Annotated in this window: 22 protein-coding genes; 9 read left to right on the top strand and 13 right to left on the bottom strand. The window is 59.8% G+C overall.

What is annotated here, in order from left to right; genetic code table 11:
- Positions 1 to 14: 14 nt before the first annotated feature.
- The 4 genes from ABWV79_RS02365 to ABWV79_RS02350 all read right to left on the bottom strand — a co-directional run bounded on the left by ABWV79_RS02365 (position 15) and on the right by ABWV79_RS02350 (position 2,235).
- Positions 15 to 404 carry a VOC family protein gene (locus tag ABWV79_RS02365; RefSeq protein ID WP_353390267.1) on the bottom strand — a complete coding sequence of 130 codons (390 nt, stop codon included), beginning with the start codon at positions 402 to 404 and terminating at the stop codon, positions 15 to 17.
- A 6-nt stretch (positions 405 to 410) separates the two neighbouring features.
- The gene (locus ABWV79_RS02360) at positions 411 to 1,235 is read right to left on the bottom strand and encodes an arginyltransferase (RefSeq protein WP_353390266.1); all 825 of its coding nucleotides are present in this window, start codon (positions 1,233 to 1,235) and stop codon (positions 411 to 413) included.
- A 78-nt stretch (positions 1,236 to 1,313) separates the two neighbouring features.
- On the bottom strand, positions 1,314 to 1,745 hold the full coding sequence (locus ABWV79_RS02355) for an RDD family protein (protein WP_353390787.1): 432 nt from the start codon (positions 1,743 to 1,745) through the stop codon (positions 1,314 to 1,316).
- Between the two features lie 67 nt (positions 1,746 to 1,812).
- Positions 1,813 to 2,235 (bottom strand): DUF2852 domain-containing protein, encoded by a 423-nt coding sequence (locus ABWV79_RS02350; RefSeq protein WP_170752663.1) that lies wholly within the window; start codon positions 2,233 to 2,235, stop codon positions 1,813 to 1,815.
- 185 nt (positions 2,236 to 2,420) lie between these two features.
- Between ABWV79_RS02350 and ABWV79_RS02345 the strand changes: the two genes are divergently transcribed.
- The 4 genes from ABWV79_RS02345 to ABWV79_RS02330 are packed head-to-tail and all read left to right on the top strand — an operon-like array spanning position 2,421 to position 7,247.
- The gene (locus tag ABWV79_RS02345; protein ID WP_353390785.1) at positions 2,421 to 5,210 is read left to right on the top strand and encodes a [protein-PII] uridylyltransferase family protein; all 2,790 of its coding nucleotides are present in this window, start codon (positions 2,421 to 2,423) and stop codon (positions 5,208 to 5,210) included.
- On the top strand, positions 5,197 to 5,466 hold the full coding sequence (locus ABWV79_RS02340) for a hypothetical protein (protein WP_353390263.1): 270 nt from the start codon (positions 5,197 to 5,199) through the stop codon (positions 5,464 to 5,466). The genes ABWV79_RS02345 and ABWV79_RS02340 overlap by 14 nt, the downstream gene beginning before the upstream one ends.
- 39 nt (positions 5,467 to 5,505) lie before the next feature.
- Positions 5,506 to 6,708: an RSP_2647 family RNA methyltransferase gene (locus tag ABWV79_RS02335; protein WP_353390261.1), complete on the top strand. Its 1,203-nt coding sequence runs from the start codon at positions 5,506 to 5,508 to the stop codon at positions 6,706 to 6,708.
- Positions 6,705 to 7,247, top strand: coding sequence for an RSP_2648 family PIN domain-containing protein (locus ABWV79_RS02330; protein ID WP_353390259.1), 543 nt, complete (start codon positions 6,705 to 6,707; stop codon positions 7,245 to 7,247). Before ABWV79_RS02335 ends, ABWV79_RS02330 begins: the two co-directional genes overlap by 4 nt.
- A gap of 71 nt (positions 7,248 to 7,318) precedes the next feature.
- Here ABWV79_RS02330 and ABWV79_RS02325 read toward each other — a convergent pair whose 3' ends face one another.
- Positions 7,319 to 8,008 carry a M48 family metallopeptidase gene (locus tag ABWV79_RS02325; protein ID WP_170354464.1) on the bottom strand — a complete coding sequence of 230 codons (690 nt, stop codon included), beginning with the start codon at positions 8,006 to 8,008 and terminating at the stop codon, positions 7,319 to 7,321.
- A gap of 108 nt (positions 8,009 to 8,116) precedes the next feature.
- Between ABWV79_RS02325 and ABWV79_RS02320 the strand changes: the two genes are divergently transcribed.
- Positions 8,117 to 8,581 (top strand): GFA family protein, encoded by a 465-nt coding sequence (locus ABWV79_RS02320; protein ID WP_353390257.1) that lies wholly within the window; start codon positions 8,117 to 8,119, stop codon positions 8,579 to 8,581.
- Between the two features lie 8 nt (positions 8,582 to 8,589).
- Here ABWV79_RS02320 and ABWV79_RS02315 read toward each other — a convergent pair whose 3' ends face one another.
- The 5 genes from ABWV79_RS02315 to ABWV79_RS02295 form a co-directional block, all read right to left on the bottom strand.
- Positions 8,590 to 9,774: a vWA domain-containing protein gene (locus tag ABWV79_RS02315; RefSeq protein WP_353390255.1), complete on the bottom strand. Its 1,185-nt coding sequence runs from the start codon at positions 9,772 to 9,774 to the stop codon at positions 8,590 to 8,592.
- A gap of 2 nt (positions 9,775 to 9,776) precedes the next feature.
- Positions 9,777 to 9,947 (bottom strand): hypothetical protein, encoded by a 171-nt coding sequence (locus ABWV79_RS02310; RefSeq protein WP_353390253.1) that lies wholly within the window; start codon positions 9,945 to 9,947, stop codon positions 9,777 to 9,779.
- Between the two features lie 3 nt (positions 9,948 to 9,950).
- A complete protein-coding gene (locus tag ABWV79_RS02305; protein ID WP_353390251.1) occupies positions 9,951 to 11,315 on the bottom strand; it encodes a DUF2927 domain-containing protein in 1,365 nt (454 codons plus the stop codon).
- A complete protein-coding gene (locus ABWV79_RS02300; protein ID WP_353390249.1) occupies positions 11,312 to 11,761 on the bottom strand; it encodes a GNAT family N-acetyltransferase in 450 nt (149 codons plus the stop codon). The genes ABWV79_RS02305 and ABWV79_RS02300 overlap by 4 nt, the downstream gene beginning before the upstream one ends.
- 97 nt (positions 11,762 to 11,858) lie before the next feature.
- Complete coding sequence (locus ABWV79_RS02295) at positions 11,859 to 12,704, bottom strand: AAA family ATPase (protein WP_353390247.1); 846 nt, start codon at positions 12,702 to 12,704, stop codon at positions 11,859 to 11,861.
- Positions 12,705 to 13,076: 372 nt separating this feature from the next.
- Between ABWV79_RS02295 and dksA the strand changes: the two genes are divergently transcribed.
- Positions 13,077 to 13,499, top strand: coding sequence for an RNA polymerase-binding protein DksA (gene dksA / locus ABWV79_RS02290; RefSeq protein WP_058274529.1), 423 nt, complete (start codon positions 13,077 to 13,079; stop codon positions 13,497 to 13,499).
- 70 nt (positions 13,500 to 13,569) lie between these two features.
- Positions 13,570 to 14,721, top strand: a complete 1,152-nt coding sequence (locus tag ABWV79_RS02285; protein WP_353390244.1) for an FAD-dependent monooxygenase — start codon at positions 13,570 to 13,572, stop codon at positions 14,719 to 14,721.
- Between the two features lie 2 nt (positions 14,722 to 14,723).
- Here ABWV79_RS02285 and xth read toward each other — a convergent pair whose 3' ends face one another.
- Both xth and ABWV79_RS02275 read right to left on the bottom strand, forming a co-directional pair.
- Positions 14,724 to 15,503 (bottom strand): exodeoxyribonuclease III, encoded by a 780-nt coding sequence (xth, locus tag ABWV79_RS02280; protein ID WP_353390242.1) that lies wholly within the window; start codon positions 15,501 to 15,503, stop codon positions 14,724 to 14,726.
- 279 nt (positions 15,504 to 15,782) lie between these two features.
- Positions 15,783 to 16,106: a HesB/IscA family protein gene (locus ABWV79_RS02275; RefSeq protein ID WP_170354454.1), complete on the bottom strand. Its 324-nt coding sequence runs from the start codon at positions 16,104 to 16,106 to the stop codon at positions 15,783 to 15,785.
- Positions 16,107 to 16,182: 76 nt separating this feature from the next.
- Between ABWV79_RS02275 and ABWV79_RS02270 the strand changes: the two genes are divergently transcribed.
- Positions 16,183 to 17,355, top strand: a complete 1,173-nt coding sequence (locus ABWV79_RS02270) for a deoxyguanosinetriphosphate triphosphohydrolase (protein WP_353390239.1) — start codon at positions 16,183 to 16,185, stop codon at positions 17,353 to 17,355.
- On the opposite strand, the gene ABWV79_RS02265 is transcribed toward ABWV79_RS02270, so the two are convergent.
- Complete coding sequence (locus ABWV79_RS02265; protein ID WP_353390237.1) at positions 17,337 to 17,888, bottom strand: putative pterin-binding protein; 552 nt, start codon at positions 17,886 to 17,888, stop codon at positions 17,337 to 17,339. The genes ABWV79_RS02270 and ABWV79_RS02265 overlap by 19 nt on opposite strands.
- A 132-nt stretch (positions 17,889 to 18,020) precedes the next feature.
- Here ABWV79_RS02265 and argS point away from each other — a divergent pair, with 132 nt between their 5' ends.
- Entirely contained in the window at positions 18,021 to 19,766 is a 1,746-nt protein-coding gene (gene argS / locus ABWV79_RS02260) for an arginine--tRNA ligase (protein WP_353390234.1), read from the top strand.
- The last annotated feature ends 67 nt before the right edge of the window (positions 19,767 to 19,833 follow it).

The raw sequence follows: 19,833 nt of genomic DNA, 5'->3' as shown, positions 1-19,833 counted from the left end.
TGCTGGAACAAGCGCTAGCTGAACTCGATCAAATCCCAGCGATTTCCAAACGGGTCGCGCCAGACCGCGACGGTTCCATAAGGTTCATGACGCGGGGTTTCCTCGAACGTCACGCCAGCCGCCGTCATGGCCGCGTGGTCGCGTTGAAAATCATCCGTCGCCAGGAAAAAGCCGACACGTCCGCCCGTTTGGTTGCCTATGGCCTTGTTTTGATCGACGTCAGCCGCTTTGGCCAGCAGCAAGGATCCCTCGGGCGCGTTGGGAGGGGCCACGCGCACCCAACGTTTACCATCACCCAATTCAATGTCCTGCTCGAGCGTAAAGCTCAGGGTCTGCGTGTAAAATGAGATCGCAGCATCGTAGTCTGGCACCACGAGGGTCACCGCATGCAGGCTCTGACGCATGAGACTTTAGCCTTTGGTCGGGTGTCGGTCAGGCAATTGAATATTCGCCACTTGTTCGGCAATCGGAGCGGTCGACAGAGGGTGGTGGCCCGATCCTGCAAGATCAGCCGGGTTTCCGACCTTGACCCATTCACCCTGAATATATGCCTCCAACCCCGAAAACCGGGCCTTATATCCCATCTTGGGGCTGCCAGGGACCCAATATCCAAGATAAACATAGGGCAGCCCGGCCTCGCGCGCGATGTCGATATGATCAAGGATCATATAGGTGCCCAAGGAATTCTGCGGTTGATGCGGGTCATAGAATGAGTAGACCATGCTAAGCCCGTCATCCAGAACATCGGTCAGACTGACGGCGATCAGGTTATCGGTGTCGGGGTCCGCATATTCCACAACGCGGCTGCGGATCGGAGTTTCCTCGATCATTGCGGCGAATTCGAACACGTCCATATCGGCCATACCTCCATCGGCATGGCGGGTATCCAGATAGCGGCGAAACAACTCGTACTGTTCATCGGTGGCCCAAGGCGAATTGGCCTTGCGCTGCAGGTACGCGTTTCGCTTTACCGCGCGCCTTTGGCTTTTGCTGGGGGCAAACGCGGATACGTCGATACGGGCTGACAGACAAGCGGCGCAATCGGCACATGACGGCCGGTACAGGACGTTTTGCGAGCGGCGAAACCCTTGTTGCGACAACGAGTTATTCAGTTGATCTGCCCCTTCGCCCTGTAGGGCTGTGAACAGCTTCCGCTCCATCCTGCCCTCAAGATAAGGGCAAGGCTGTGGGGCCGTCACATAGAATTGTGGCGCGATAGGCAGCGTGTGTCGCATGAAAGTCCCGTGTTTTCTGACCGGGATGATAGCAATCGATCCCGGAGCCGCCAAGTGATTCACGCGACAGGGTAACTATTACGCGCGCTGGTTGATCATCACCGTTCCAAGGAAGGAATCCGTCAGGCCCTGTCCGCGGGAACTGGTCAGCATCATGATGACCGAGATGACCTGCACCACAAAGATCGCCATGCTGACGAAATATCCCGCTGTATGGGCGATAGCCTTGCCCAGGTCCATCCGTGCGCCGAATGCATCGCGCAGTTCGACTCCCATAAAACGCATGCCCAAAGTGGCCGACCCGTTCGCAATCGTGACGACACGGTAGACAAAGCTGATGACGGCATAGATCAGAGGCAGGAAAAACAACCCCGCACCCAGAGTGAGGAAGATCGGAACAATACAAAGCAGCGATATCAGCGCGATATCGAACAACCAGGCGACAAAGCGCTTGGTCGCCACCGATTGATAGAATTCCGGTTGGCGATCTGGATCTGGTAGATGAGTCATATAGGGATATCCGCGTCGTTGAATGGGTTCACCCTGTCCCGAAAACCGGGGCAGGGCAAGGATCAGATCAGGCGCGTGCGTCGCTTTCGTCTGCATCGTGGTTATCACGGGCGCGCTCGTCCATGAATTGATCGAACTCGGCCTTGTCCTTGGCATCGCGCAGGCGGCGCAGGAAGGCTTCGAAATCCTGTTGTTCGCGCTCGAGCCGGGCCAGGGTGTCGGCCTTATAGGCATCAAAGGCGCTGTTGCCCGACGGTTTCATCGCGCTCATGTGGCTGTTCCAGGACGTGCGGCGGCTGCAGGATTTGCTGAACATGCGTTTGCTCCAGATCATATAGGCCAGAAGGGCCAGGCCCACAGGCCAGAAAAAGATGAAACCTAGGACCATGGCGGCAATCCAGGCGCCTTTGCCCTTGTCGTCCAGCCAGGCCTCGATACGGTGCAGCCATCCCGGATTTGAAGGGACGGCGGGGTCGGATAGTGCGGTCATTTTGGTCTCCGGGTTGATGTAAATTGTTTTCACATTGAATAGATGGGAGTTGGGCGGCAGGTTGCAAGGGGTATATGTAAAAATGTTTTACATTAGCTTTGCAGGGGTGTCGCAGCGATACAGTTAGGACTTGTGCAAGCCTTTGAAATCAGGCCATTTGGGGGTAGTAACACGCCGGAGGCCCCATCATGACCGCTCTGTCGATCCAGCGAATGCCACGCCCGTTCGATCCTGCGTTGGGTGATGAAACACGGGATCTGGTTGCGGATCTGTCGCCGGAACAGGCTGAGCTGATCGCGGGTGTCGCGGGTTCTAGCCCCTATCTCAAAGGGTTGATCGAGCTGGAAAAAGACTGGCTGGCCGGGGCCTTGCAGCAGCCCGATCAGGCGCTGGCCGAGGTGATGGCCGCCGCCCGCGCGCTGCCGCCGGAACAGCTGAAACCGGGGTTGCGGCAGGGCAAACGACGGATGGCGCTGCTGACCGCGCTGGCCGATGTGGCGGGGGCGTGGCCCTTAGAAAAAGTCACAGCTGCGCTGACGGATTTCGGGGCGCTGGCGGCGGATGTGGCCGCCAAGGCCGAGATCGCGGCGCTGATCCGGCGAGACAAGTTGCCGGGCATGAGCGAGGACGACGTTGAAACCGCCGCCGGGATGATCATTCTGGCCATGGGCAAGATGGGCGCGCATGAGCTGAATTACAGCTCGGATATCGACCTGATCGTGCTGTTCGATGAGACCCGGTTTGACCCGGATGATTTCTACGAGGCGCGTCATGGCATGGTGCGTGCCACGCGGAACTTCTGCGCTACGCTCAGCGACAAAACCGCCGATGGCTATGTGTTCCGCACCGATTTGCGTCTGCGCCCCGATCCGGGTGTGACGCCTGTGTGTATGGCGGCCGAGGCTGCCGAGCGGTATTACGAAAGCCTTGGCCGCACTTGGGAGCGTGCCGCCTATATCAAAGCGCGCCCCTGTGCAGGGGACATCGCAGCAGGACAGCGGTTTCTGGACACGCTGCGCCCCTTTGTCTGGCGGCGGCATCTGGATTTTGCCGCCATCCAGGACGCCCACGACATGCGACTGCGCATCCGCGAGAATAAAGGGACCGGCGGCGCTCTGACCATTCCAGGCCACGACATGAAGTTGGGGCAGGGTGGTATTCGTGAGATCGAGTTCTTCACCCAAACCCGCCAATTGATCGCCGGAGGGCGTGACCCCGATCTGCGCGTCCGCGGCACAGTGCCGGGGCTGGCCGCGCTGGCCGCAAAGGACTGGGTGCCACCAGAGGTAGCCGACAAACTGACCGACCATTACCGCGCCCATCGTGAGGTCGAACATCGCATTCAGATGATCCACGACGCCCAGACCCACAAAGTGCCGCAATCTGCGGAAGGTATCGAGCGCGTCGCCTGCCTAATGGGGATCAGCAGCGAAGATCTGACCTCCGACCTGACCCGCCGCCTGACCGAGGTGCATGAATTGACCGAAGGGTTCTTCGCCCCCGGAGCCGCAGCCCCCGCGCCAACCCCCGAGGTCACCTTTGACGAAGGCGTCATGGCGCGCTGGCCTACCTATCCGGCGCTGCGCTCGCAACGGGGCGCGCGTATATTCGAGCGGCTGAAACCGGAACTGCTGTCGCGTCTGGCCAAAACCGCGAAGCCGGATGAAGCGCTGCTTGCGCTGGATGGGTTCCTGTCGGGCTTGCCTGCAGGCGTGCAACTATTTTCGCTGTTCGAGGCCAACCCACATCTGATCGACCTGCTGGTCGATATCGTCGGAACATCTCACGCGCTGGCGGGGCACCTTTCGCGCAATGCCGCGGTTTTTGACGCGGTGATCGGCGGCAGCTTCTTTGACGACTGGCCGGGGCAGGCGGCCTTGCAGGCCGATCTGGAGCAGGCGCTGGCGCAAGAGGCGGATTACGAGACGCAGCTGGATTTCGCCCGCCGCTGGTGCAAGGAATGGCATTTCCGCATCGGTGTTCACCACCTGCGCGGGCTGATCGACGGCGCACAGGCCGGGCAGCACTACGCCGATCTGGCTAGCGCCGTGATCGCCGCGCTTTTGCCCTGCGTGACCGAACAATTCGCCCGAAAACACGGGCCCGCACCGGGACGAGGGGCGGTGGTTCTGGGCATGGGGTCGATCGGGGCAGGGCGGATCAATTCGCAATCCGATCTGGATATGATCGTGATCTATGACCCGCTGGATCAGGACATGTCCGACGGCCCGCGCCCGCTGGCCACGCGTACCTATTACGCGCGGTTCACGCAGGCTTTGATTACGGCCTTGTCTGCGCCCATGTCGCAGGGGCGGCTCTATGAGGTCGACATGCGTCTGCGCCCTTCGGGCAATCAGGGGCCGGTGGCAACCAGTTGGGCCAGTTTCACCAACTACCAGCAGAATGAGGCATGGGTCTGGGAACACCTGGCCCTGACCCGCGCCCGCGTTGTGGCTGGAAATGCTGATCTGGCGCAGGATATCGAAACCTTCCGCGCCGAATTCCTGACCCGCCATCGCGATACCGCGAAAGTGCTGCGCGAGGTGGCCGAGATGCGTAGCCGTCTGGCCGCCGCCAAATCGCCGGCCGGTATCTGGGATGCCAAGAACGGCGCAGGCCGCATGATGGATATCGAACTGATGGCAGAGTCGGGCGCGTTGCTGTCCGGCCTGCCTCAGCGAGACGTGCATACGGGGCTGGACGGTGCGGTCGCTGCCGGGCTGCTGGAGGTCGCGCAGGCGCAAACGCTGAAGGGCTGCTATGATCTATGCTGGTCGGTGCAATGCGCGGCCCGGCTGCTGTCGGGCAAGGTGATCGAGGCTGACAAGATCGGCGAGGGCGGTACGGCTTTTCTGTGCCGGGCCACCGGGTTTGAACAGGTCGACCAGCTTCAGGCCGCGCTGCAGGACAGTTACGACACCGCCGCCGGGATCATCGGCCGCGTGATTTCGGAGGATACTCATGGCGCGCAGTGACGACCCCAATGACCACAAGGGCCTGATCCGCGAGGCATATAATATGGAGGGCATCACCTTGCCCGAATGCCGTAGCATCTTTCTGGACTGGGCACTCAGCCTGCCTGTGGATCGGGATCAGACGCAGGCGCTGACCGATCTGCACTCGATCTACGCGGCGCAGGCGGATCACCCGATGACGCAGGTGCTGACCGAGGGATTGCAGGCAGCACAAAAACCCAAACGCCGCGGCGGCTGGCGGTCCCGCGATCGCTAGGGCTTTTCCCCGCGCGCCGGAGCCACTAAGAGGAGCGGCATGACCCAATCCGCCGACCGCCCCCGTATCCGTCTGAAACCCAAAGCCAATGCGCGCGGACTGCGCCACGGCTTCCCTTGGGTCTATGCCAATGACGTCGTTACAGACCGCCGCACCCGTAAGATCCCGGCAGGGGCTTTGGCCGTGTTGGAAGACGAAAACCGCGTGCCCATTGCGCTGGTCGCAGTAAACCCCGAGTCCAAGATCATGTGCCGCGTGTTGGACCGCGATCTGGATGCCGAGTTAAACGCCACGTGGTTCGAAACCCGCCTGCGTCGCGCGCTAGACATGCGCGAGCGTCTGTTCGACGCGCCTTATTACCGTCTGATCCATGCCGAGGCCGATGGCTTTCCCGGCGTGATCATCGACCGCTTTGGTGACGCCTGCGTCATCCAACCCAACGCGGCGTGGGCCGAAGCGCATCTGGACACTCTGACCGACGCGCTGGTCGCCGTGACCGGCGTGACCACGGTGCTGAAAAACGCCTCGGGCCGGACACGCGGGCTTGAAGGGCTAGACGATGTGAACCTCACCCTGCGCGGCACGGCCCCCGATGCGCCGCTGCCGGTGCCTATGAATGGCGCGACCTATATGGCCGACCTGACCGGCGGCCAGAAAACCGGGCTGTTCTACGACCAACGGCCCAACCACGCCTTCGCGGCCCGGCTGGTCCAACCCGGCGCACAGGTGCTGGATGTGTTCAGCCATGTGGGCGGGTTCGGTCTGGCGATGCTGGCTGGCGGAGCCGGGCAGGCGCTGTCCGTCGATGGCTCAGCCGCCGCACTGGAATTGGCAGCCCGGGGCGCGCAAGCCTCGGGCTTTGCCGACCGGTTCCAAACCCGTCAAGGCGATGCCTTCGATGTCTTGACCCAACTGGCCGAGGAGGGCGCGCAATACGACGTGGTCATATGTGACCCGCCCGCCTTCGCGCCCTCGAAACAGGCGCTGGACGCGGGGCTGCGCGCCTATGAGCGCATCGCGCGTCTGGCCGCGCCGCTGGTCAAACCGGGCGGTTATCTTGGCCTGTGTTCCTGTTCTCACGCCGCCGATCTGGGCCGTTTCCGCGACGCCTCATCGCGAGGGATCGGCCGGGCCGGGCGGCAGGCGCAACTGATCCACACGGGCTTTGCAGGGCCGGATCACCCGCAACTGCCGCAACTGGCCGAAAGCGGATACCTCAAAGCCGTGTTCTACCGGTTGTGAGGGCGGTTCTGGATACCTGCGTCATCTACCCCACGGTGATGCGAGCGATGCTGTTGGGCGCGGCAAAGATGGGTCATTTCGAACCCATATGGTCCGCGCGCATCCTCGAAGAATGGGCCCGTGCTGCACGTAAGCTGGGCTCCACGGGTGAGTCACAGGCCCGCGCCGAAATTGCCCTGACGCAATCTCAATGGCCCAAAGCAGAGCGTGAAGCACAACTAGGTCTTGAGCAGCGCCTCTGGCTGCCCGATGCCGCTGATGTTCACGTACTGGCCATCGCCATAGCGTCGTCGTCAGATGTAATTGTCACTATGAACGCGAAAGACTTCCCCCGAAACATCCTGTCGGAAGAAGGGTTGGACCGCCAAGATCCCGATAACCTGCTGCACGGCTTCTGGCGCATCGATCCGGAAGGCATATCTGAGATGGCCGACCGTGTTCTCGCAGAAGCCAACCGCCTCTCAGGCAATCAATGGACCCTGCGTGCGCTGATGAAAAAAGCTCGTCTGCCACGCCTGGGCAAAGCCCTCACCACTTAAATCCGATCCGCCCTTCATCTGGCTAAAAATACCTCGGGGTGTGTGAGGGGCTGGCCCCTCACGGCCGCAACCTATCCACCCGCCTTCCAACGCTGTTCAAGCGCCTCCAACGCCGCAATCCGCTCATCCGTTTTGGGATGACTCATTAACCAAGCTGGCGTAACTCCCGCCCGCTGCTCGGTCAGCTCTTCGAGCTTGTGAAACAGGGACTTCTGTGGCCCGATCCCAATACCCGCCTTAGTCAGCAGTGCGGCGGCATATTCGTCCGCCTCATATTCATCCCCGCGCGACAGGCGCGAGGCCAGCAGGTGCGCCAGCATATTCGCAATCCACGCGCCGATAAACGGAATGAACCGGTTCAACACCATCATCAAGGCCGTCCGAAGCGCGTTCTGACCGGAAAAATCAATCATCCGCCGCCGCGCATGACCCAGCGCCACGTGACCAAGCTCATGCGCGATCACGCTGGCCATTTCCTCGGCCGAGACGTCGCCGCTCCGGAACTTGCGATAAAACCCCCGCGTGATGAAAATCCGCCCGTCCGGCGCGGCCAACCCATTTACAGGGTCGATTTCATAGATGTAGACCGGCACCCGCTCAATCTCGAGCGCCGCGGCCAAACGATCGGTCATGCGTTTCAGCGCAGGGTCCGCCAACTCGGTCGATTTCGCGTCCAATTCGCGATGGGTGCGCCACACGGAAATCCGGTACATGACGACGGCATAGGCGATGGCCAACAGGATCGGGGTCAGGCGCAGCATAGATCAGATATGGGGCTGCGCAGAGGCCGAAGCAACAGGAAAATGACGCTGCGCAACAGCCTGTGAGGGCGCGTTGACCGGTCGCGGGTCGCGTGTTTAACCTGCGCCATGACACAGATCCAGACATCCTGTTCCTGCGGCCAGACCCAAGTGATCGTCAAAGCCGCGCCGCGCGTTCGTTTCCGCTGCCACTGCACGAAATGCCAAGCCGTTTACCAGGCGCCCTACGCGGATGCCTTGCTGCTGCGCCGGGGGCAGGCGCGTCCTGCCGTTCCGTCAACCATCAAATGGATTCACACCAAAAGCCCTTCGCCTTTGTCACGCGGTCTGTGCAAATCCTGTGGCGATCCGATGTTGGCTTATCTGTTCGGTGCGCTCTCGGTGGTTCCGGCCCGCACGGCGCAGCAGATGGACCTGCCACCGGTCGATTGCGACATCTATTACGGCACACGGGTCGAAGATCAGTCGGACGACGTCCCGAAATACTCGGGTGCGCTGTCAACCTATCTGGGCCTGACTTTACCTCTGAGCCGAGTGCTGGCCCTGCCGGGCCGGGAGCCAACAAGCAGTTAAGAGCCGGTTCAGCGCGTCAGTTCGCGCATTCCTTGCTCTAGCCCGGCCAGAGTCATCGGCACCATGCGGTCCTCGAAAATCTCGCGGATCATGCTGATGGAATGGGTGTAGTCCCAATATTTCTCGGGCACCGGGTTGATCCACAGGTTGGAGGCCCACTGATCGCGTGCGCGCTGCAGCCAGACTTGCCCGGCCTCTTGGTTCCAATGCTCATTGGCACCGCCAGGATAGGCGATCTCATAGGGGCTCATCGAGGCGTCGCCTACGAAAATACATTTGTAATCCGGGCCATAGGTGCGAAGCACTTCATGGGTGGGGGTCTGCTGATCCCAGCGTCGGGCATTGTCGCGCCAGACGCCTTCGTACAGGCAGTTGTGGAAATAGTAATATTCCAGATGCTTGAACTCGGTCCGCGCGGCCGAGAACAGCTCTTCGACAACCTTGATATGCGGGTCCATTGATCCGCCCACGTCCAGAAACAGCAGCACCTTGACCGCGTTGTGTCGTTCGGGCCGGGTTTTGACGTCCAGATAGCCGTGTTCGGCGGTGGCGCGGATGGTGCCGTCCAGATCCAGCTCGTCCGCCGCGCCTTCGCGGGCCCAGCGGCGCAGGCGTTTCAGGGCGACCTTGATGTTGCGGGTGCCCAGTTCAACTGTGTCATCTAAGTTCTTGAATTCACGCTTATCCCAGACCTTGACCGCGCGCTGGTGGCGGCTTTCCTTCTGGCCGATGCGCACGCCCTCCGGGTTATAGCCATACGCTCCGAACGGAGACGTTCCGGCGGTGCCGATCCACTTGTTGCCACCCTGATGGCGGCCTTCCTGATCCTTGAGACGCTCTTGCAGCGTCTCCATCAGTTTCTCGAACCCGCCCATGTCCTCGATCTCGGCCTTTTCTTCTTCGGACAGGTGTTTTTCGGCCATCTTGGCCAGCCACTCGGCGGGGATGTCCACGGCCTCGATCACCTGATCAAAGCTGATCTCTTCCAAGCCCTTGAAACTGGCAGCAAAGGCCTGATCGAACTTGTCGATATTGCGCTCGTCCTTCACCATCGAAACGCGGGCGAGGTAGTAGAATGCCTCGACATCATAGGTGGCCAGACCCTTTTTCATGCCTTCCAGAAAGGTCAGGTATTCGCGCAGGGATACTGGAATACGGGCTTTGCGAAGGTTTTCAAAGAAGGGCAGGAACATGGCTACGAAATCAGTCTGACGATGATCAGTGACAGGATAAGGCCCACCAGCGAAAAGGCGATACCATAGCCAGCGGCGTATTGTGCCATGTCCGCACCACTGCCGTTTCGCTTGCGCGCGGCCATCGCTCCTAGGACCGCCCCCAGTAATGCCATTCCCAGAACTACGACCATGCGTTAACCGCCTCTGTTATTCGCGGGTGCCTCTGCAACGTCCTGCATCAGCGACCGGACCACCGTTTCCGAGCCAAACCCGTAGCGTGCCCACCCCAGACTGTCCAGCCTGACGGAACGTGCTTCGGTTGGGCGTCCCGCCTGATTTAGAGCCTCGGATTTCAGCAGCAATAGTGTTGCCAGCTGCGAGGCGTTTTCAGCGCGCGTCATAACGTCGATGGCTTTGTCCAATTCGGGCAGGAATTGCGGTCCGCTACCTTGTGCCAATGCATAAGTTCCAAGTTGAGTCGTGATATACGCCTGATGAATCTCTGTGTTTGGTGTCGCGCGCAGGTATTGCAGGGCGGTGTCATAGTCGCGCAAGGCTTTTTGCGGATTGTCGAACTGCTCCATCCGACCCATCAGAAAATAGGGATAGGCACGACGGTGGTCCGTCCATCCTTGTTCCGTGCCAATCCGGGCGGCGCGACTGGCCGAGCGTAGTCTGGCATCAACACTGCGGTTGGGGTTGAGGGAACTCTGGATGGCTCGGATCCAGTCTCGCGTGGTCTGGGTCGTTGGTTGCGCCGTCACGTTTTCACCGCGCGGGTTCAGACGTTTGAGTACGTCAGGTATGACGGCCTCGACCTCTTCGCGGGTCATGCCGCTGCGCAACTCAGGCGCATAGGCCGCGCGCAGGACCAGCATATCGAACCCAGTCAGAACGGTGTGTATGTTGTCGTCGTTAAAGATCGAATCCGGTAGATGATACAGGTCGTTCAAAGGGCCTAAAGCCTGCGCAAGCTCTTCGTGCAGGCAGTCGCGTTTTTCCTGTGGGCTCGCGTCAAATGGGATAAAAATGCCCAGTCTTTCCCGGTTACGCAGGCGGAGCCAACTGCTTTTCTGTTTCCGCCGATCCCGGCGGTATTCCTCAAAGTCCGAAGAATTGGGCACCACGAAACAGGCTGCCTGGGGCAGGATGCTTTGGATTTGTTCCTGGCTGACGGCTTCGATGGTGATATTGGCGGGGCCGTCCTGGATTTGCCGGATATCGATCCTGGCTTCACGCTGCAAGCGGGTCAGAAGGCGTCGGAGATCGCGTTGCATTGAAGGGGTGACCTGACCCGTAAGGCGCACGGTTACCGGTTCTTCAAATCGGGTGAAGACAGGCAGCGCAGTGCCGCTTTCCAACGCGAAGTGAAGCGACACGAAATCCTGCGCGATATTTGCGTTGGATCGCGTGGGCGGGGTAGGGCGCGCGGTCGCGAATGACTTGGCCGGCGGCAGGATGTCCTCGGTTGGTTTGACGCGCGTCGGCGGTTCGGGTGGGGTGACCGTGGTGCAGCCTGCAAGGGCCAATCCGAACACCATCGCACCAAGCCTGATCATGGGCGTTGATACCGGATGAAGGGCGTTTGCTTGCCGATACGGTCATAGAGCTTGCGCGCGGTGTGGTTGAATTCCTGCGTCAGCCAATAGACCGAGGGCGCGCCGTGACGGTCAGCTTCGTCATATACAGCCTGAATCAACGCACGGCCGACGCCGGTACCGCGTGATGCCGGGGTTGCGAACAGGTCTTGCAGGTAACAGACAGACTCTTCCTTCCACGCATGACGGTGGAACAGGTAGTGCGTCAGCCCGACCAACTGTCCGGCGCTTTCGGCGACAAAGCAGGAAAAATCGTTCGGGTCATCACCCAAAAGGCGGGCAAAAGTCGTGTCATAGATGCCGTCGGGAACGGTGGTTTCATAGAACGCCAGATAATCGCGCCATAGTTCGGCCCATTGGGCGCGATCATCAGGCCGCAAGGCGCGGATCGTAAGGGTGTCAGACACTCAGCTTGTCCCATCTGCTCGGATGCCCGGTCTTCGGGCCGTCGTTAACCAATGCTGACAGCCCGCTTGCCGTATGGCAAGGCCGATCACCCCATGATCAGCGTTTGCTACGCGCCATAAAAGCCAGACGTTCGAACAAGTGCACATCCTGTTCGTTCTTAAGCAGCGCGCCGTGAAGCTTGGGTAGGGCATTCGCTCCGTCGCGTTTCAGATCCTCGGCGGTCAGATCCTCGGCCAGAAGCAGTTTCAACCAGTCCAGTACTTCCGAGGTCGAGGGCTTTTTCTTCAGCCCCTGCGTGTCGCGGATTTCATAGAACTGCGTTAGTGCGGTGGTCAGCAGCGCGTCCTTGATGCCGGGGTGATGAACCTCGACGATGCGGCGCATCGTGGTCTCATCGGGGAAACGGATATAGTGAAAGAAACACCGGCGCAGGAAGGCGTCGGGCAGTTCCTTTTCGTTGTTCGAGGTGATGATCACGATAGGCCGGTTCTTGGCTTTGATCGTCTCACCAGTTTCGTAGACGTGGAACTCCATCTTATCGAGTTCTTGCAGCAGGTCGTTTGGAAATTCGATATCGGCCTTGTCGATCTCATCAATCAGCAGCACGACCTTTTCGTCGGCATCGAACGCCTGCCACAGCTTGCCTTTGCGGATATAGTTTGACACGTCATGCACGCGCTCATCGCCCAACTGGCTGTCACGCAAGCGGCTGACGGCGTCATATTCGTACAGGCCCTGTTGCGCGCGGGTGGTGGATTTCACGTTCCACTCGATCATCTTCAGACCCAGCGCACCAGCCACCTGTTTGGCCAGCTCGGTTTTGCCGGTGCCGGGTTCGCCCTTGACCAGTAGCGGACGCTCCAGTGTGACCGCGGCATTCACCGCGATGGTCAAATCATCAGTGGCAACATATTCGGCTGTGCCTTGAAAACGTGCGGTCATGGGGTCCTCATCCTGTATCGCGCGGCCTGTGGTCTTTGGGTTACAGAGCAGTGAGGATTTTTACAACCCGCGTCGCTGCGTGCCGTCGCGCCAAATTGGTCAGCGAGTCCAATGCCTTTGGTTGATTCGAGCGCTAACAGACCCTGCGGCATTTTGGGGGATGCCTTGAAAAGGCCCGCCAATTTTCACAGAAAAACAAGGTTTTGTTGTTTGATGTCTCATATTTAGACTGTTTATGATCACACTTGTTCGGCGCTACGTTTGCATAGTGACAATCCCCGCGCCGTCAGATAAACGCTCCGCAGAAGGGAATGCCTCATGTCTGGTGAAGAGAGTGCACTCGGCGTTGAAGGCCACACCGAGGGAGCAAAAATGAAGCAGGAAGTATTTCTGCCCGAAGATTATCGTCCAGCCGAAGACGAGCCATTTATGAACGACAAGCAGCTTGAGTATTTTCGTCGCAAGCTGTTGGACTGGAAGACCGAACTTTTGGCAGGCAGCCGCGACACGATCGAAGGTTTGCAGGACAACACCCGTAACATCCCCGACGTTGCCGACCGCGCAAGCGAGGAAACCGACCGAGCGTTGGAACTGCGCACGCGCGACCGTCAGCGCAAACTGGTGGCTAAAATCGACTCGGCCCTGCGCCGGATTGATGAGGGTGAGTATGGTTACTGCGAAAAAACAGGCGACCCGATCTCGCTGAAGCGTCTGGATGCGCGCCCGATCGCAACCATGACGCTCGAGGCGCAGGAACGGCATGAGCGTCGCGAAAAGGTCCACCGCGACGATTGATCGTCCTGAAATGTCAAGAATTCAAGCGCCGGGGCCTGTTGCTCCGGCGTTTTTGCGTTAAGGCAATGCTATGAAGATCAATGGTTTGAAGTTTTGCGTGGTTGGCGGCGGCATCGGCGGACTTGCTGCGGCGTTGGCCATGCGCCAGCGCGGTGCGCAGGTGACGGTGCTAGAGCAGGCCCCAGCACTGACCGAGGTCGGAGCGGGCCTTCAGATCAGCGCCAACGGGATGTCCGTTCTGCGCGCCTTGGGGGTTGCGGGGGATCCGCCTGAAGCCGCGCAACTCTCGCACGGAACTATTTTGCGTGACTATCGCAAGGGTCGGGTTATCAGTCGCATCCCAGCCCCTGCGGCGGGCCCGACATTCTACTATCACCGCGCCGATTTGCTGGAGCTGTTGCGAAGGGCGTCCGAGGATGCAGGTGTCGACATACGCCTTGGCGCGCGAGTGCAGACGGTTCGCAAACACCCTTCCGAGGTCGAGATCGTGCTGGATGATGAAGAGCGCCTCCGCGTCGAATGTGCCATTGCCGCAGATGGTGGACGCAGCACCCTTCGCCCGATCCTGAACGGCCCCGAGGCCCCAGCCTTCACCTACCAGATCGCCTGGCGCGCGACGGTGCCTTGGGAGGATAGGGTCGAGAAGTCGCAAGCCTCACTGACAATGGGGCCGGGGCGGCACGTCGTCACCTATCCGCTGCGCGACCAACGCCTGATGAACGTCGTAGCAATTGAAGAACGCTCGGACTGGCAGCAGGAAGGCTGGCGTGTAAAGGGCGATCCCAACGACTTGCGCGCTAGGTTTGCCGATTTTGGAGGGCCGGTGAGAGACATTCTGACAAAGGTCGAAGAAACGCATCTGTGGGCACTGTTCCTGCGTCCGGTGGCCGAGAGATGGCAGAACGGACGTTTGGCCCTGTTGGGCGATGCGGCCCATCCGACGTTACCCTTCATGGCGCAAGGAGCGTGTCTGGCGCTTGAGGATGCCTGGGTTCTCGCACGCTCTTTCGACAGCCAATCGGGCGTAAGGCAGGCCCTTGTAGCCTACGAATCCGCGCGCCAACGCCGCGCGCAACACGTGGTCGCTGCGGCATCCGCAAATGCACGCAATTTTCACTTGCGCGGTCCGATGCGTTTGGCCGCGCAAGCAGTTCTGGCGGCGATAGGTCCGCGCCTGACGCAGAAATACGACTGGATCTACAACTACGACCCAACCGTTTGATCTCAGATGTCCAAAACAACCCAGACCGGCACGTGATCCGAGGGTTTTTCGTGCCCACGCACCTCTTTGTCGATTTGACATTCTCGCATCAGATCTGCGGCCTGAGGGGTCAGTAGAAAATGGTCGATGCGAATGCCGTTATCCTTGTTCCACGCTCCGGCCTGATAGTCCCAGAAGGAATAGTGGCCCGCACCTTGTACTCGGGCACGGAACGTCTCGGTGAACCCTAGGTTCAGGATTTTGCGGAAGGCGGCCCGGCTTTCGGGTCGGAACAAGGCGTCCTCGCGCCATGCATCGGGGCGTTTTGCATCTTCCGCTTGCGGAATGATGTTGTAGTCGCCCGCCATCAACGCAGGCTCTTCGGTTGCCAGCAGGTCACGGGCGCGATCATACAGACGCTCCATCCACGCCAGTTTGTAGTCGTATTTTGGCCCGGGCGCAGGATTTCCGTTCGGTAGATAAAGGCCACAAATCCGGATCGCCTGCTTGCCGACAACAGTCGCTTCGATCCAACGCGCTTGTTCATCCTCGTCGTCACCGGGCAAGCCGCGCGTTACATCCTCCAAAGGTAGCTTCGAAAGGATTGCGACACCGTTAAAGCTCTTCTGACCATGCGTTTCGACATTGTATCCGCGTTCTTCGAAGATTTCGCGAGGGAAGTTCTCGTCGACGGATTTAATTTCTTGCAGCAGAGCGATGTCCGGTTGTGCCTCGTCCAGCCACCGGGGCAGGGCCTCGGCCCGCGCTTTGATCCCATTGATGTTGAACGTGGCGATTTTCATGCGCGGCCCTCCAAAGCTGTTGGCAACCTATCGCGCAGAATGAACCCCGCGGCAAGTGGCGGTGAAGGATGCGAGGCTCTGCCTCGCGCTCCGAGGTATTTTTGGCCAGATGAAGAAACGGATTGTTAACCAACTTTTGCGATCTATGGGAGGCGGTACAGGCGGAGGCGCCGATGACCGCGCCAAGTGAAGCTCTCCGGCGGTAGGGTCGGAGAGCGGATCCCTCTTCATCTGGCTGAAAATACCTTGGGGGTGTGGGGGCAAAGCCCCCCACCTACGTTACATCGAAAACGACGTGCCGCAGCCACAGGACGATGTGGCGTTAGGATTATCGATGACAAACCGCGCACCGATCAGTTCCTGAGTAAAGTCGATGACCGCGTTTTCCAGAAAGGGTAGGGAAACCGAGTCCACGATGACCTTTTGGCCTTTGCCTTCCAACACAAGATCATCGTCTTTGGGCTGATCCAGTGCAATTTCATATTGAAACCCTGAACATCCACCGCCTTCGACCGCGACGCGTAAAGCCTGCCCTTGATCCGCAGCGCCGATTTCGGCAAGACGGTCAAAGGCGCGTTCGGTGACTGTGGGGGGCAGATTCATGCCGGACTCCAAAGGTTTATTTCCTTGTTGCGCTACAATATATGTAACCAAAGGACAGGCGACAAGGACAAGACCTTTGGACAGAGCGGGTTTTGCCTCGGATCCCGGCCGCGCAAGAGGGCGGTTGGTGCCGGAGGACGAAAGCAGTTTCCGGTCATGCTTTCAGCGCGACCGTGACAGGATCATTCATGCCAGCGCGTTTAGGCGGCTCAAACACAAGACACAAGTTTTTGTCGAACATGAAGGGGACAGCTACCGCACCCGTCTGACCCATTCAATCGAAGTGGCGCAAGTTGCGCGGACCATTGCAGGGGCGTTGGGTCTGAACCCTGAATTGACCGAGGCGGTGGCTCTGGCGCATGATCTGGGGCATACGCCTTTTGGCCATACCGGTGAAGACGCCTTGCATGCGTTGATGCAGCCCTATGGTGGCTTCGATCACAATGCGCAGGCCATTCGGATCGTGACCAAGCTGGAACGCCATTACGCCGAATTCGACGGCTGCAACCTGACTTGGGAGTGTCTGGAGGGTATTGCAAAACATAACGGTCCGGTGGAGGGCGAATTGCCCTGGGCGCTGGCCGAGTGCAACGGCGCGTTTGATCTGGAGCTGCACACTCATGCCAGCGCCGAGGCGCAGGTTGCGGCCCTATCCGACGACATTGCCTATAACAATCACGATTTGCTGGACGGGCTGCGGGCGGATTTGTTCAGTGATGATGAAATTCAAGCCCTGCCGATTGTGGGTGCATGCTATGCCGAGGTTGATCGCGCCTATCCAAATCTTGATCCGTATCGGCGCAGGCATGAAGCTCTGCGGCGCGTCTTTGGGGTCATGGTCTCGGATGTGATCGATACATCTGCCGCGTTGGTTGCCGAATCCGGAGCGCAATCGGTGGAAGATATCCGCCATTTGGGCCGCCCGGTGATCCAGTTCTCGGGGCAATTGTGGGCGCAGTTGCAGGACATCCGCGCCTTTCTGTTCACCCGGATGTATCGCGCGCCCTCGGTGATGGAGGTGCGGGCCGAGGTTAGCAAGATCGTCGAAGAGTTGTTCCCGATTTATCTCGGGGACCCCCGTCAAATGCCGGCCCGCTGGCACGCTGATATTGAGGCGGCAGGGAATGAAGCCGCACTTGCCCGGATCGTGTCAGACTATATCGCCGGGATGACGGACCGGTTTGCAATACAGGATCATGTACGGTTGACAGGACGACCCGCGCCTCAAGGTCACTCGATCCCGATATAGGCTAGCGCCCAGACCTGTTGGCTGGCTTGAGCGTCGGCTGCGTCTGCATCGTCGGTTGGCGGGAACACGATCATGGTGGGGCCATATCCTCCGACGCCCATCGGTGCACCGTCGGCATGGGTGGCTAAAATAGGTTTGTACGTCGAAATGCTGTCCCATGGGATTTCCGCCTGATACCCGTCCATTGCCATGGGACGTGCGGTTTTTCCTTCGGCCCCCGCAAGGATCATGACATCCGACAGCAGCGGGCCACTAAACGTGTAGTCGCGTTGATGATCGGGCGGGCCATAGGGAATGGTGATCTGAACCTGGGGCAGGCTGTCCAGAAGGGCCGCGTCAAACCCTGCTGCCCCGTCATGAGTCACCTCGAGAAACCCAAGCAGCCCGCCGCCATTCTCGCCCCGCGCGGGCAGTTTGGTCTCAGTGACCGCGCCGCCGAGTGTCACCAGCACATGTCCTTGCGGTGCGGGCATTTCGGCCAGAACGGGCAGGGCATAGGACAGAAGCAGGCTTAGGGGCAGGGCAAGGCGCATGAATGGTCTCCGATCAGGCAATTCCGCGCGACTTTAATGGGGAATGCGCTTAAACCAAGAGCAAACTTTAGGCATCCATTGACCTTACCGCGCTGCGTGATAAACCGCCGGGCAAGCAAAAGGACATCCGAAATGAACCTGTTTTCCGAGATCCGCGCCCTTGTACTGGACGCGCTGGCGCAGATGCAGTCCGAAGGCGCGTTGCCCGAAGGGCTGAGCTTTGACAACGTGGCGGTTGAGCCTCCGCGCGATGCGGCACATGGCGACATGGCGACCAACGCGGCGATGGTGCTGGCGAAACCCGCCAAGATGAAGCCGCGCGACATTGCCGATGTGCTGGCGGGAAAGCTGGCCGCCGATGCCCGGATCACCAGCGCCGAGGTAGCAGGGCCGGGGTTTTTGAACCTGCGTCTGGCGCCATCGGTTTGGCAGGGTGTGTTGGCTGCCGTGCTGGAACAGGGCACCGATTATGGCCGCTCGACCATGGGCCATGGGCAGAAGGTGAACGTGGAATATGTCTCGGCCAATCCCACCGGTCCGCTGCACGTGGGCCATACGCGGGGCGCGGTCTTCGGGGATGCCTTGGCAAGCCTGCTGGCCTATTCCGGCCATGATGTGACGCGTGAGTATTACATCAACGACGGCGGCGCGCAGGTGGATGTACTGGCGCGTTCGGCCTATGAGCGGTATCGCGAGGCCAATGGCCTCAGCCCAGAAATCGCCGAGGGCCTCTACCCCGGTGACTATCTGATCCCGATCGGTGAGGCTCTGAAAGAGAAATACGGCGACAGCCTGATCGACAAGCCCGAGAGCGAGTGGCTGGAAGACCTGCGCAATTTTGCCACCGATGCGATGATGGACCTGATCCGTGCCGATCTGAAGGCGCTGGGCGTTGAGATGGATGTGTTCTTCTCGGAAAAGTCGCTCTATGGCACGGGCCGGATCGAGGCCGCGCTGGAGTCGCTGACCGACAAGGGCCTGATCTATGAAGGTGTGCTGGAGCCGCCCAAGGGTAAAAAGCCCGAGGATTGGGAGCCGCGCGAGCAGACTCTGTTCAAATCGACTGAGCATGGCGATGACGTGGACCGCCCAGTCAAGAAATCGGACGGCGCGTGGACCTATTTCGCGCCCGATATCGCCTATCACTATGACAAGGTAAGCCGTGGTTTTGACGCTCTGATCGACGTGTTTGGCGCCGACCACGGCGGCTATGTCAAACGGATGAAGGCGGCTGTGTCGGCACTGTCTGACGGTAAGGTGCCGCTGGATATCAAGCTGACTCAGTTGGTGAAGCTTTGGAAGAATGGCGAGCCGTTCAAGATGTCTAAGCGGGCAGGGAACTTCGTTACTCTGCGCGATGTGGTGGATCAGGTGGGGCCGGATGTGACCCGTTTCGTGATGCTGACCCGCAAGAACGATGCGCCGCTGGATTTCGATTTCGACAAGGTGCTTGAGCAAAGCCGCGAGAATCCTGTGTTCTACGTGCAATACGCCCATGCCCGCGTCATGAGCGTGTTGCGCCGCGCGGCTGAGGCCGGGATCGCCGCAGATGATGCGACCCTAAAAGGGGCCGATCTGAGTAAGAACGATCACGCATCCGAGCTGACAGTCGCCAAAAAGCTGGCCGAATGGCCACGTCTGGTGGAAATCGCCGCTCGCACAAACGAGCCGCACCGCGTTGCGTTCTACCTCTATGAGCTGGCCGGCGACTTCCATGCGCTTTGGAACAAGGGCAACGACGTAACCCAGCTGCGGTTCATCCAGGATGGCGATGTTGCCACAAGCCAGTCAAAAATCGCATTGGCCCGTGCCGTTTCTGTTGTGATTTCAGCGGGCTTGGGTATTCTTGGCGTTACCCCGGCGCAGGAGATGCGGTAACAAACACCGCCCGACGCGCCGGTACGAGGTAGGCAAGAAATGACCCGCGCGCCTTATTTCCCGGCGC

It is taken from the genome of Ruegeria sp. HU-ET01832 (assembly GCF_040371315.1).
GTDB classification, from domain to species: domain Bacteria; phylum Pseudomonadota; class Alphaproteobacteria; order Rhodobacterales; family Rhodobacteraceae; genus Ruegeria; species Ruegeria lacuscaerulensis_A.
Note: the sequence above shows the minus strand (reverse complement) of the source record. Positions and strands in the feature narration are given on the sequence as shown.